Source organism: Dryocola clanedunensis subsp. sulfonylureivorans, from assembly GCF_016756775.1.
Taxonomy (GTDB): domain Bacteria; phylum Pseudomonadota; class Gammaproteobacteria; order Enterobacterales; family Enterobacteriaceae; genus Dryocola; species Dryocola clanedunensis.
Genome location: NZ_JAERMU010000016.1, coordinates 1 through 12,219, shown reverse-complemented (window position 1 = coordinate 12,219; position 12,219 = coordinate 1). Strand labels below are relative to the sequence as shown.

Sequence of the window (12,219 nt, the reverse complement as noted above, 5' to 3'; positions counted from 1 at the left end):
ATAAATCAATCTTCGTCGTACTGCGGCCCTGCATAATTATCGAAGCGCGACCACTGGCCGTTAAAGGTCAGGCGCACGGTGCCGATTGGGCCGTTACGCTGCTTGCCGAGGATAATCTGCGCGATGCCCTTCTCGTCGCTGTTGTCGTTGTAGACCTCATCGCGATAGATAAACATGATTAAGTCGGCATCCTGCTCGATGGAGCCGGACTCACGCAAATCCGAGTTGACCGGGCGTTTGTCGGCACGTTGTTCCAGGGAGCGGTTAAGCTGGGAGAGCGCCACCACCGGCACCTGCAGCTCTTTGGCCAGCGCCTTAAGCGAGCGCGAGATTTCGGCGATTTCCAGCGTACGGTTATCGGAAAGCGACGGCACGCGCATCAGCTGGAGGTAGTCGATCATGATCAGGCTCAGGCCACCCGCTTCGCGATAGATACGGCGCGCGCGGGAGCGAACTTCGGTTGGCGTCAGGCCCGAGGAGTCATCAATATACATATTGCGCTTCTCGAGCAGAATGCCCATGGTGCTCGAAATTCGCGCCCAGTCCTCGTCGTCCAGCTGCCCGGTACGGATTTTTGTCTGGTCCACACGGGAAAGCGACGCCAGCATACGCATCATGATCTGCTCGCCTGGCATCTCGAGGCTGAAGATAAGTACCGGCTTATCCTGCAGCATGGCGGCGTTTTCGCAGAGGTTCATCGCAAAAGTAGTTTTACCCATCGACGGACGCGCCGCGACGATAATCAAATCCGACTTCTGCAGCCCGGCGGTTTTCTTGTTCAGATCCTGATAACCCGTATCCACGCCCGTCACGCCGTCGTGCGGGGTCTGATAGAGCGACTCGATACGAGAGACCGTCGCCTCAAGGATCTGGTCAATGGATTTTGGGCCTTCATCTTTATTGGAGCGGTTTTCTGCAATCTGGAAAACGCGCGATTCGGCCAAATCTAATAAATCTTCGCTGGTTCGCCCCTGCGGATCGTAACCGGCGTCGGCAATTTCGTTCGCCACGGCGATCATTTCACGAACTACCGCACGTTCGCGGACGATATCCGCGTAAGCGTTGATGTTCGCCGCACTTGGCGTATTTTTCGATAACTCTGCCAGATAGGCAAACCCGCCGACGCTGTCCAGGTTGCCCTGTAATTCCAGGGACTCTGACAGCGTGATCAGGTCAATTGGCTTGCTCATCTCCAGCAGACGCTGCATTTCGGTGAAGATTAAGCGGTGCGGGCGGCTGAAGAAATCGTTGGCGACGACGCGCTCGGAAACGTTGTCCCAGCGTTCGTTGTCCAGCATTAACCCGCCTAATACCGACTGCTCCGCTTCCAGAGAATGCGGCGGCATTTTCAGCCCTTCCATCTGACGATCGCGGGTTTCGTTCGGTTTGTTGAAGGGTTTATTTCCTGCCATAGTGAGGGAGTTACCAGATTTCATGTTCACAGAGACCGAGGAGTATAACACCTGGTCTGTTCACTTCGACACAAGGAGTTTCCATGGCAACGCGTATTGAGTTTAGCCAGCACGGTGGTCCGGACGTGCTCAAAGCGGTGGAGTTCACCCCTCAGGCCCCCGCCGCCGGTGAGATTCAGGTTGAGAACAAAGCAATTGGTATCAATTACATAGACACCTATATTCGCAGCGGGCTTTATCCGCCGCCGAAGATGCCGAGCGGGCTGGGAACAGAAGCCGCAGGCGTGGTGAGCATGGTCGGGCAGGACGTAACGCACCTGAAAGTGGGCGACCGCGTGGTCTACGCCCAGTCAGGCCTGGGCGCTTACAGCAGCGTCCACAACGTGCCCGCTGACAAAGCGGCAAAACTTCCGGACGCCATCTCTTTTGAACAGGCCGCCGCCTCCTTCCTGAAAGGCCTGACGGTCTATTACCTGCTGCGTAAAACCTATGAAGTGAAGCCGGACGAGGTCTTTCTGTTCCATGCCGCCGCCGGTGGCGTGGGGTTAATCGCCTGCCAGTGGGCAAAAGCGCTGGGAGCAAAACTTATCGGCACGGTGGGATCGGCGGAAAAAGCTGAGCGTGCTAAACAGGCTGGCGCCTGGCAGACCATTAACTATCGCGAAGAGAACGTGGTCGATCGCATAAAAGAGATCACCGGCGGCAAGAAGGTCGCGGTGGTCTATGACTCGGTGGGCAAAGACACCTGGGAAGCGTCACTCGACTGCCTGCAGCGCCAGGGTCTAATGGTGAGTTTTGGGAATTCATCAGGCCCGGTGACCGGCGTGAATCTGGGGATTTTAAACCAGAAAGGTTCGCTGTATGTTACGCGGCCGTCACTTAACGGTTACGTCACCACGCGTGAGGAGCTGGAGGAAGCCTGCAACGAGCTGTTCTCGCTCATCGCCAGCGGCGTGATAAAAGTGGATGTGGCCGAAGCCCAGAAGTTCGCGTTAAAAAATGCGGCGCATGCTCATGAGGTGTTGGAAAGCCGGGCGACACAAGGCTCCAGCCTGTTGATTCCTTAAAAGAATTTGGGCTTCCCGAGGGAAGCCCATTCTTTTTTTTGTTCGCGCTGTCTGTAGGGTACAGCTGCGATGAATTCCTATGTTAAAGCCCGGCAATATTGTCAGAATTCGTCAGCGATTGAAATGTTCAGCTCTGGAAAGTTAGCCACAAAGATGCAAGGTTGTGATCGACTCCGCAATACCTGAGCAATCCTTACGGTTATTTCCTGTACCCGCTAGCGTTTGTCCGCAACCAGCGACAAGGCATGTTCGACCACGTCAATCCCTGCCCCTGCTTTATGAGCGTTCTCGCTCAGATAGCGACGCCACTGGCGCGCGCCGGGGATCCCCTGGAACAGGCCGAGCATGTGACGCGTGACGTGCCCAAGGTAAGTGCCATTGGCCAGCTCACGTTCAATGTAGGGATACATGGCGCGAACCGCTTCAACCGTATCCACTTCCGGTGTGTCACACCCAAAAATTTCACGATCTACGGCGGTCAGCAGGCCAGGATTTTGATACGCCTCGCGCCCGACCATCACGCCGTCCAGGTGCTCAAGATGCGTTTTCGCCTCTTCCAGCGTCTTCACGCCGCCGTTAATGGCCATGGTCAGATGCGGGAAGTCGCGCTTAAGCTGATAGACCCGCGGGTAATCCAGCGGCGGGATTTCGCGGTTCTCTTTCGGGCTAAGGCCGGATAGCCAGGCTTTACGGGCGTGGATGATAAACATTTCGCACTCGCCCTTCCCGGCTACGGTGCCGATAAAATCACACAGGAATTCGTAGCTGTCCTGCTCGTCGATGCCGATACGGGTTTTCACCGTCACCGGGATGGACACCACATCGCGCATTGCTTTGATGCAATCTGCGACTCGCTGGGCATCTGCCATCAGACAGGCGCCGAACATCCCGTTCTGCACGCGATCGGACGGGCAGCCGACGTTAAGATTGATTTCATCGTAACCGCGAGCTTCGGCAAGCTTCGCGCACTGTGCCAGTGCCGCTGGATCGCTGCCGCCCAGCTGCAGGGCAACCGGATGCTCCTCCTCGCTGTAAGCCAGATAGTCCCCTTTACCGTGAATGATTGCCCCAGTGGTGACCATCTCGGTGTACAACAGGGTGTTCTTCGACAGCTGACGCAGGAAATAGCGGCAGTGGCGGTCGGTCCAGTCGAGCATCGGCGCGATGGAAAAACGGTACGGCTGGAACGGGGTTTGCTTGCTTTGTGAGGACATAGGCACTGAACGTTTACGCAGGTTACGGTGAAAAAAGGGTCGCCACTATAGCACAGTCGGCGTCGGGACACCTGCTCGTCCCGACGCCAGTTTGATCAGAAGGTCATGCTGAGCTGTGCGCCTGCCCCCCAGGTCTCGTCTTCGCCGTAGAGGCCCATCAGATCGATGTGTACGCGATTAAACGGTGCAAATCCGACGCCGCCGGTAAAGACGTTGCTGTCATTGCCTTTCACATCAGCACGATAGCCCGCGCGGACGGCGAACCAGGATAGCGGACGAACCTCCGCTCCCACGCCAACAAACTGCGAATCCTCTTCGCTTTTGAAGCCTTTGGTTTCGGTCAGATCACCGTCGGTGCTCAACGTGATCAGATCGTTGTGCCACGCTGCCCCCGCCGTTACCAACGGGCTAATCTGGTAAGTATCTTTATAGCTTTTCGTCTCACCAGTACGACCATTGGTGATACGAATGTCTTTGGTGTCGATATCACGTGAGATCAGGTTCTGGCCGCTCAGGCCCACGGTCCAGTTTTCGCCGAAGTCTGCCGCAAACCCGGCATCAACGTTAAAACCAGTGTCATCGTTACGGTAACGGCTGCTGTTCCAGTCGTCACTGTTATAGGTGTAAATCGACGTGGTGTAGTTATACAGCCAGGTTTTTTGCAGCTTTGGTGTGATACCAACGGAGACTGGCACCCCCCCAAGATCAAACTGCTTCGCCATCGCCACGCCGTAATCGGAAACAATCGCTGCGCGCCCGGAAGCGGTGGAGTTCAGGTTACGGGTAATGGCGTCTGAGCCGTTCGTTGCCGCGTCGATAGCAACGCCTGTCGCCACCGTATCGGAATTCTCAATGCCGCGCAGGTAGTCGATATCCTGCTGGTCGATAGAAGAGCTAACTCGCCCATGGGCGTATGCTTTAGTGACAAACGCCAGCGACAGGACATTGTTTGGAATGCTGACGGAAATCCCTGCCCCCGCTTTCGCCTGCGCCGTTTTTCCCCGCAGGTCTTCCAGTTCGCCCGCCAGATCCCCTGCCGCGCCCTGGAGCAGATTCAGTGAACCTGTCGGATTGGTAATAATCTGCTGCAAAGTGAGGCTATCGATCACATCTTCGTAGTGATCAACTTTGTCGCTGATATCGTCGATCTGATCCTGCAGATTGTCTTTATCGGTAATCTGCGCGCCAACGGAAGGAAGAATAACCGTGAAGGAATCTTCTTCCTGCGCCTTTGCCAGCAGAGCCGGGTTGATTAACGCCCCGCTACCGTAGCTGCCTGAGGCCACACCTGTACCGCCCATCGCATCACTTCGGGCTTCCGCCCAGGTGCCTGCCGCCCACGTTGGATTTGCCACAAACAAAGATGCGGCACCAAGCGCCGCCAGAGATTTTATTTTTTTCATTCACCGCTGCCCGTCAATTTAGTCAATTGGAATAACTAGCCCCCCGCCAGTAAAGCCCAACGGAGGCGGAACGTTGCTGTGAATAAAGTGTTAAAAAGTTGTTTATTTAAACTATAGAAATCCCGTTTCTATCCATTCGGGTTAGGGTTTCAAAATCTCCATGCAGGTTTATTTATAGTTTACCCGTAGGTTTTCGTGAAGGGCGTCCGTCGTGTGGGCCAAAAAACTGTGGCGGATGGTCAATCCAGCGGTCCTGCCGTTGAGCGGCATAGCCGGGATTCATCGGGTAATAGATCTGATTTTCGTCTTTGTTGGCCTCGCCTACGACCAGCAGGCGAACTTCATGTTCCGTATTATTGATAAACGTGTGGCACACGCCCGTACCCGCCGGAAAGCCAACGCTGTCGCCCGGCTCAAGCTGGTATAAGTTACCGTTAATCCACACCTGCGGATGGCCCTCCAGCACATAAGCAAATTCTTCCTCGCTGCTTTCAGCGTGCGGATAGGAGGTGCGTCGTCCCGGCAATAGCCGCTCGTGATGAATGCCCAGCCGGTTTAACCCCAGGCTACGCGCAAGCGGCGCGCCAATGGAAAACAGTTCGTTACTGTCGGGATAGGTGGAATCATCCGCGCCTTCAAGCTCGCGCCAGTGGCGGATACAATCTGGTTTTTGCATGACATCTCCAAAGCAAAACTTTCAACAGGGTTCACAGCCAGTATGTACCAGCATTCGGCGTTTTTGCTGCTTTTATGGTAAAGTCTGAGGTTAATAACTGAGGAATGCTGATGGATACGACGACTACACAAACCGTGTTAGCGCAGGCTGAAAAACTTTGTGCCCAGCGCAATGTGCGCCTGACACCGCAACGTCTGGAAGTGCTGCGCCTGATGACGCTGCAAACGGGTGCCATCAGCGCTTATGACCTGCTGGATTTGCTGCGCGTCAGCGAGCCTCAGGCAAAACCTCCCACCGTTTATCGCGCGCTGGATTTCCTGCTGGAGCAGGGATTTATTCACCGTGTGGAATCCGCAAACAGCTACGTGCTGTGCAATCTTATCGATCAACCAACTCACTCGTCAGCCATGTTTATCTGCGAGCGTTGTGGCGCCGTCAAAGAAGAGGCCGCGCAGGGTGTGGAGGACATCATGCACAAGCTGGCCGCAAAAATGGGCTTTGCTCTGCGTCATAACGTCATTGAAGCACATGGATTGTGTTCTGCGTGTGCTGAAGTGGAAGCCTGCAGTCATAAGGAAGGTTGCAGCAGCCATGACCACACGGTGCTGATTAAAAAGAAGGTTCGTTAACAGAGGATTCGGTACATCCTTGTACCAGGGCAGGTAGCCTCAGAGAGTCAGCACATCTGAGGTTTATTTATAACGACTGCCTACCAGCGATATTTATTGCGGGTTTCCCAGTCAACAACTTCTTTTTCCGCCTCGTCTTTCGATGAGCCGTATCGTTCCTGGATTTTACCAACCAGCTGATCGCGTTTACCTTCGATGACCGTCATGTCATCGTCTGTAAGCTTGCCCCATTTTTCTTTCACAGTGCCTTTAAACTGTTTCCAGTTACCGCCGATTTCATCTTTATTCATAATGGTATCCTTAGCGTTCGGTGAAAAAGTGTAGGGTTAACATCGTCCGGATCGTTCAGTCTGGCTGCGACCCACTATCTGCTGGACGTGATAATAATTGTAGTCAAGGATCTGGCACCGAGGCGGGAATTAAGAACATTGAACCATAGCGCCACCGTGAAAAGGGCTGATTTCCAGCAGAATATAGCAGGAAATCAGCAGACTGAGCGCGGATGCAAGCTCTCGTCAGCAGATGTAACTAACTATGACCCGCAGCGCTAAACCAGGTGTTATTTCGCCAGTGGCGTCGCCATATCCAGCCCAGCGATAGCCCCCGCAGCGCCAGAAAAACAGCCACAGAGAGCCATAACCCGTGATTCCCAAGCCAGGGAACGGTCAACAGTGACAGACCAAAGCCAGCGGCGGCAACGGCCATACTGTTGCGCATCTCTGCGCCGCGCGTCGCACCGATAAACATCCCATCTAACAGATAACACCATACGCCCACCACCGGCAGAACGATTTGCCAGTGCAAATAGCGGTCTGCCTGCTGCTGCAGCTCGGTTAACGACGTTAAGAGTGCAACAATATTTTCGCCGAAGCAGGCGTAGATGAGGGCAAAACTTAAGGCGACCAGGCCCGCCTGGCGGCAAGCGGCCTGCCAGACGCTTAACAGCTGACTGCCGTTCCGCGCGCCGTATGCCTGCCCGGAGTGGGCCTCCACGGCGTAGGCGAAACCGTCCAGCGCGTAGGCCGTGAAGGTCAGTAATGTCATCAGCACGGCGTTGACCGCCACCACTTCGCTGCCCAGCCGCGCGCCAAAGATGGTCACCGAAGCGAAGCAGATTTGCAGCAGCAGCGAGCGCAGCATGATGTCCCTGTTCAACGCCAGCAGGCGACGAACGTTCCCCCGCCAGGCGTCCTTCAGCATCGACAGCGTAATCCCCCGCATCCCCAGAACTTTCTTGACCATCAGCAGGCCGATGAAGAACGTCGCGTACTCGGCAATTGCCGTGGCCATCGCCGCACCCTGCACGTTCAAATGCAGCCCCATCACCAGCCAGAGATCCAGCGCGATATTCAGCACGTTGCCAACAACCAGCAAAATCACCGGCGCCCTGGCGTACTGCACACCGAGTAACCAGCCAAGCAGAACGAGGTTGGCAAGGGAAGCGGGCGCGCTGAGCCAGCGGATCTCAAGGAAGCGGTGAGCCTGTTCCAGCACCTGCGCATTGCCGCCAACAATTTGCAGCGCCAGATTAATCAGGGGGTAGCGTAGCGCGACAATCACGAAGCCGGCGATCAATGCAAGCCCGAGGGGCTGCACCAGCGCCCGCGCCAGCGCTGCTGGGTTATTGGCTCCGAAGGCCTGTGCGGTTAATCCAGTGGTGCTCATGCGCAGAAACAGCAGCAGCATGAAGAGAAAACTTGTTGCCGTTGCGCCAATGGCCACGCCGCCCAGGTAAACAGGGCTATCAAGATGGCCGATGACCGCCGTATCCACCAGGCCTAACAGAGGGACGGTGATATTCGAAAAGATCATGGGCAACGCGAGGCGCCAGAGCGCTTTGTCCGTCGTCGAGAAGAAACGCATGAGGAGATCCGCTGCGAGTGTGGAGAAGAGATTTATACCGTGATGCGCGGTGGACGCGCATCACAAAAAGCGTAGGTTACAGCCACTCACCGTTGCGAATCACGCCGACGGCCAGCCCTTCAATGGTGAAGTTCTGCTCGCGGAGATCGACAACGATAGGTGCAAACTCGCTGTTTTCCGGCAGAAGTTGCACGGTGTTGCCTTGTTGCTTAAGGCGCTTAACCGTCACTTCATCGTCAATGCGCGCAACCACAACCTGCCCGTTACGAACATCCTGAGTTTTATGCACCGCCAGCAGATCGCCATCCAGAATACCGATGTCTTTCATTGACATGCCGCTGACGCGCAGCAAGAAGTCCGCATTAGGCTTAAACAGCGATGGATCAACCTGATAGTGGCCTTCGATATGCTCTTGTGCGAGCAGCGGCTCACCGGCAGCGACTCTGCCCACCAGCGGAAGACCGGTTTCTTCTTCAACAAGAAGACGGATACCGCGTGAAGCACCGGAGACAATTTCGATAGCGCCTTTACGCGCCAGCGCTTTGAGATGCTCTTCCGCGGCGTTTGGAGAACGGAACCCCAGACGTTGAGCAATCTCGGCACGCGTTGGTGGCATGCCGGTCTGGCTAATATGATCCCGAATGAGATCAAACACCTCTTGCTGCCTGGTAGTTAATGCTTTCATTCCGCCCCCTGGGTGTTTATACAGTTATGCTGTGAGTATATACAGTTAAAGGCGAATTTGAAACCACAAATTAAGCAAAAAACCAGGCACTTATCGTATTCTGGAAAGTCTATCGCAAATGCTGCCAAAGCAGAGTTATCCAGGTTATCACCGAGAGGATAATGGAAATTAACACCGCGGCCGATCCCATGTCTTTCGCACGGCCAGACAGCTCGTGGTGTTCCATACCCACGCGGTCTACCAGGGCTTCGATAGCGCTGTTGAGGATCTCAACTATCATCACCAATACCACAGAGCCGATAAGTAAAATGCGGGTGACGGGATCGACATCCAGCCAGCAGGCGATAGCGATGGCGATAACCGCGGCGACCCCTTCCTGCCGGAAAGCAGCCTCGTTGATCCAGGCTGCGCGCAGCCCCTTCCAGGAGTAGCCAGTGGCTTTGATGATGCGGGTAAATCCAGTGTTATTGGTATTGTTGGCCATTCAGGGAAACCTTTTTAAAATTAAAGCGTCAATGCTTATCAGTAGCCCACCCCTTTCAAAGCCCGTCGATGTCCGGCAGCCTGAAGGGAAGTTGGGTAAAATCGCAACGCCACAGAAATCTTATACAGTTTCTGATATTCTTGCGGCGAAATTGCACTATTAACCTGAGGCTTTACATCGTTTATGTCAGGCTGGCCAAGAATTTACTACAAATTGCTTAATTTTCCATTAAGCGTTCTGGTAAAGAGCAAGTCCATACCGGCTGATCCACAAGCCGAACTGGGTCTCGATACCACACGCCCTATCATGTACGTTTTGCCTTACAACTCTAAGGCGGACTTGCTGACCCTGCGCGCGCAGTGTCTGGCCCATGATTTGCCCGACCCGCTGGAACCCCTGGAAATCGACGGGGCGGTACTGCCGCGCTACGTCTTTATCCACGGAGGCCCGCGAGTCTTTCACTACTACACACCGAAAGAAGAGTCGATAAAGCTCTTCCACGATTATCTCGACCTGCACCGCAGCAATCCGAATCTGGATGTCCAGATGGTCCCTGTTTCGGTGATGTTTGGTCGTTCTCCTGGCCGTGAAAAAGGCGAGGTGAATCCATCTTTGCGCACCCTTAACGGCGTGCAAAAGTTTTTTGCCGTGTTGTGGCTGGGCCGCGACAGCTTCGTGCGTTTCTCCGCCCCTGTTTCGCTACGCCGCATGGCGACCGAGCACGGTACGGACAAAACCATCGCCCAGAAGCTGGCTCGCGTTGCGCGCACGCACTTTGCTCGTCAGCGTTTAGCAACCGTTGGACCTCGTCTGCCGGTACGTCAGGATCTGTTTAATAAGTTGCTGGCCTCAAAGGCCATTGCTCGTGCTGTAGAAGACGAAGCGCGCAGCAAGAAAATCTCCCATGAGAAAGCCCAGCAAAACGCCGTAGCGCTGATGGAAGAGATTGCAGCTAACTTCTCTTATGAAGCAATCCGCCTGACAGACCGTGTGCTGGGGCTGACGTGGAACCGCTTGTATCAGGGGATCAACGTCCACAACGCCGAACGCGTACGCCAGCTCGCCCATGACGGGCACGAAATCGTTTATGTGCCCTGCCATCGCAGCCACATGGACTATATGCTGCTGTCCTACGTGCTCTATCACCAGGGGCTGGTGCCGCCGCACATCGCGGCAGGGATTAACCTGAACTTCTGGCCAGCCGGCCCGATTTTCCGCCGCCTGGGCGCGTTCTTTATCCGCCGGACGTTCAAGGGCAGCAAACTCTACTCCACCGTGTTCCGCGAGTATCTCGGCGAGCTGTTTAGCCGTGGCTACTCCGTTGAATACTTTGTTGAAGGGGGGCGTTCCCGTACGGGTCGCCTGCTGGACCCGAAAACCGGCACGCTGTCGATGACCATCCAGGCCATGCTGCGCGGCGGTACTCGTCCTATTACACTGGTGCCGATTTATATCGGCTACGAGCACGTGATGGAAGTGGGGACTTACGCGAAAGAGCTACGCGGTGCGACAAAAGAGAAAGAAGGCTTTATGTCGATGCTGCGGGGCTTAAGCAAGCTGCGTAACCTGGGCCAGGGCTACGTGAACTTCGGCGAACCTATGCCGCTGAACGCGTTCCTCAACCAGCGGGTGCCGGAGTGGCGTGAGTCTATCGATCCCATCGAAGCCGTACGTCCGGCGTGGTTAACGCCAACGGTTAACGAGATTGCCGCTGAACTGATGGTGCGCATCAACAATGCAGGGGCGGCTAACGCCATGAACCTGTGCTGTACCGCGCTTCTGGCCTCGCGCCAGCGTTCATTGACTCGCGAACAGCTTACCGAACAGCTCGATTGTTACCTCAGTCTGCTGCGCAACGTGCCGTATTCGCCAGATGCCACCGCCCCTGAGCAAACCGCATCGGCGCTTATCGACCACGCGCTGCAGATGAACAAATTTGAAGTCGAGAAAGACACCATCGGCGACATCATCATTCTGCCGCGCGAGCAGGCCGTGCTGATGACCTACTACCGCAACAACATCATGCACATGCTGGTGCTGCCGTCGCTGCTGGCTTCTATCGTTACCCAGCACCGCACAATCGACCGTGCCGAACTTCAGCGCCAGATAGAGGTTATCTATCCGATGCTGAAAGCCGAGCTGTTCCTGCGTTGGGAAAAGAGCGAGCTGACAACGGTAATTGATGCGCTTCTGGGCGAGATGGAGCGTCAGGGGCTGGTAACGGTGAGTGCCGGTCAGGTGCAGATTAACCCTGCCCGCTCCCGGACTTTGCAGCTGCTGGCGGCTGGCGTGCGCGAAACGCTGCAGCGCTATGCCATCACCTTCTGGCTGCTGAGCGCGAACCCGTCCATTAACCGTGGAACGCTTGAACGTGAAAGCCGCACCGTGGCGCAGCGTCTCTCCATGCTGCACGGTATCAACGCGCCGGAGTTCTTCGACAAGGCGGTCTTCACCTCGCTGGTGCTGACGCTGCGCGATGAAGGCTATATCAGCGATACCGGTGACGCGGAGCCAACGGAAACGATGAAGGTTTATCAGATGCTGGCCGACCTGATTACCTCAGACGTGCGTCTGACCGTGGAAAGCGCAACGTCGCAGGTAGCCGTGGCGGCAGAGTAAACAAGCTGGCGGATGGCGCAATTGCTTATCCGCCCTACGATTCAATTTGTAGCTACCGTCTTGAACGTCAAGCGGTAGCTGCATAATTTTCATCCCATGGCAGGCGTGTTTTAAGCACCCCGAAGCACATGTGCACCAGCTTGCGCATTACTGCACCCAGCGCCGCC

General features: G+C 55.4%; 11 protein-coding genes. 3 read left to right on the top strand and 8 right to left on the bottom strand.

Annotated features, from left to right (window positions below; all coding sequences use genetic code 11):
• Window positions 1-5: 5 nt before the first annotated feature.
• The gene (gene dnaB, locus HYQ67_RS16420) at window positions 6-1,412 is read right to left on the bottom strand and encodes a replicative DNA helicase (protein WP_202305222.1); all 1,407 of its coding nucleotides are present in this window, start codon (window positions 1,410-1,412) and stop codon (window positions 6-8) included.
• 83 nt (window positions 1,413-1,495) lie between these two features.
• Here dnaB and HYQ67_RS16415 point away from each other — a divergent pair, with 83 nt between their 5' ends.
• On the top strand, window positions 1,496-2,479 hold the full coding sequence (locus HYQ67_RS16415; RefSeq protein ID WP_202305220.1) for a quinone oxidoreductase: 984 nt from the start codon (window positions 1,496-1,498) through the stop codon (window positions 2,477-2,479).
• A 215-nt stretch (window positions 2,480-2,694) separates the two neighbouring features.
• Here the strand turns inward: HYQ67_RS16415 and dusA are convergent, their stop codons facing one another.
• The 3 genes from dusA to HYQ67_RS16400 all read right to left on the bottom strand — a co-directional run bounded on the left by dusA (window position 2,695) and on the right by HYQ67_RS16400 (window position 5,772).
• Entirely contained in the window at window positions 2,695-3,693 is a 999-nt protein-coding gene (dusA, locus tag HYQ67_RS16410; protein WP_202305218.1) for a tRNA dihydrouridine(20/20a) synthase DusA, read from the bottom strand.
• A 95-nt stretch (window positions 3,694-3,788) separates the two neighbouring features.
• A complete protein-coding gene (locus HYQ67_RS16405; protein WP_202305216.1) occupies window positions 3,789-5,096 on the bottom strand; it encodes a conjugal transfer protein TraF in 1,308 nt (435 codons plus the stop codon).
• A gap of 172 nt (window positions 5,097-5,268) precedes the next feature.
• Window positions 5,269-5,772 carry a cupin domain-containing protein gene (locus HYQ67_RS16400; protein WP_202305214.1) on the bottom strand — a complete coding sequence of 168 codons (504 nt, stop codon included), beginning with the start codon at window positions 5,770-5,772 and terminating at the stop codon, window positions 5,269-5,271.
• Window positions 5,773-5,882: 110 nt separating this feature from the next.
• Here HYQ67_RS16400 and zur point away from each other — a divergent pair, with 110 nt between their 5' ends.
• The gene (zur, locus tag HYQ67_RS16395) at window positions 5,883-6,401 is read left to right on the top strand and encodes a zinc uptake transcriptional repressor Zur (protein WP_202305213.1); all 519 of its coding nucleotides are present in this window, start codon (window positions 5,883-5,885) and stop codon (window positions 6,399-6,401) included.
• Window positions 6,402-6,481: 80 nt separating this feature from the next.
• Here zur and HYQ67_RS16390 read toward each other — a convergent pair whose 3' ends face one another.
• The 4 genes from HYQ67_RS16390 to HYQ67_RS16375 form a co-directional block, all read right to left on the bottom strand.
• Window positions 6,482-6,691 (bottom strand): CsbD family protein, encoded by a 210-nt coding sequence (locus HYQ67_RS16390; RefSeq protein WP_202305212.1) that lies wholly within the window; start codon window positions 6,689-6,691, stop codon window positions 6,482-6,484.
• A gap of 238 nt (window positions 6,692-6,929) precedes the next feature.
• Window positions 6,930-8,264, bottom strand: coding sequence for an MATE family efflux transporter DinF (dinF, locus tag HYQ67_RS16385; protein ID WP_202305211.1), 1,335 nt, complete (start codon window positions 8,262-8,264; stop codon window positions 6,930-6,932).
• A 76-nt stretch (window positions 8,265-8,340) separates the two neighbouring features.
• Entirely contained in the window at window positions 8,341-8,949 is a 609-nt protein-coding gene (gene lexA, locus HYQ67_RS16380) for a transcriptional repressor LexA (RefSeq protein WP_202305210.1), read from the bottom strand.
• Between the two features lie 109 nt (window positions 8,950-9,058).
• Window positions 9,059-9,433 carry a diacylglycerol kinase gene (locus tag HYQ67_RS16375; RefSeq protein WP_202305209.1) on the bottom strand — a complete coding sequence of 125 codons (375 nt, stop codon included), beginning with the start codon at window positions 9,431-9,433 and terminating at the stop codon, window positions 9,059-9,061.
• A gap of 183 nt (window positions 9,434-9,616) precedes the next feature.
• On the opposite strand from HYQ67_RS16375, the gene plsB reads away from it, so the two are divergent.
• On the top strand, window positions 9,617-12,052 hold the full coding sequence (gene plsB / locus HYQ67_RS16370; RefSeq protein ID WP_202305208.1) for a glycerol-3-phosphate 1-O-acyltransferase PlsB: 2,436 nt from the start codon (window positions 9,617-9,619) through the stop codon (window positions 12,050-12,052).
• The last annotated feature ends 167 nt before the right edge of the window (window positions 12,053-12,219 follow it).

Excerpts from the sequence above, each read along its gene's own strand:
- dnaB (WP_202305222.1), bottom strand. The coding sequence starts at position 1,412 with ATGGCAGGAAATAAACCCTTCAACAAACCGAACGAAACCCGCGATCGT.
- HYQ67_RS16415 (WP_202305220.1), top strand. The coding sequence starts at position 1,496 with ATGGCAACGCGTATTGAGTTTAGCCAGCACGGTGGTCCGGACGTGCTC.
- dusA (WP_202305218.1), bottom strand. The coding sequence starts at position 3,693 with ATGTCCTCACAAAGCAAGCAAACCCCGTTCCAGCCGTACCGTTTTTCC.
- HYQ67_RS16405 (WP_202305216.1), bottom strand. The coding sequence starts at position 5,096 with ATGAAAAAAATAAAATCTCTGGCGGCGCTTGGTGCCGCATCTTTGTTT.
- HYQ67_RS16400 (WP_202305214.1), bottom strand. The coding sequence starts at position 5,772 with ATGCAAAAACCAGATTGTATCCGCCACTGGCGCGAGCTTGAAGGCGCG.
- zur (WP_202305213.1), top strand. The coding sequence starts at position 5,883 with ATGGATACGACGACTACACAAACCGTGTTAGCGCAGGCTGAAAAACTT.
- HYQ67_RS16390 (WP_202305212.1), bottom strand. The coding sequence starts at position 6,691 with ATGAATAAAGATGAAATCGGCGGTAACTGGAAACAGTTTAAAGGCACT.
- dinF (WP_202305211.1), bottom strand. The coding sequence starts at position 8,264 with ATGCGTTTCTTCTCGACGACGGACAAAGCGCTCTGGCGCCTCGCGTTG.
- lexA (WP_202305210.1), bottom strand. The coding sequence starts at position 8,949 with ATGAAAGCATTAACTACCAGGCAGCAAGAGGTGTTTGATCTCATTCGG.
- HYQ67_RS16375 (WP_202305209.1), bottom strand. The coding sequence starts at position 9,433 with ATGGCCAACAATACCAATAACACTGGATTTACCCGCATCATCAAAGCC.
- plsB (WP_202305208.1), top strand. The coding sequence starts at position 9,617 with ATGTCAGGCTGGCCAAGAATTTACTACAAATTGCTTAATTTTCCATTA.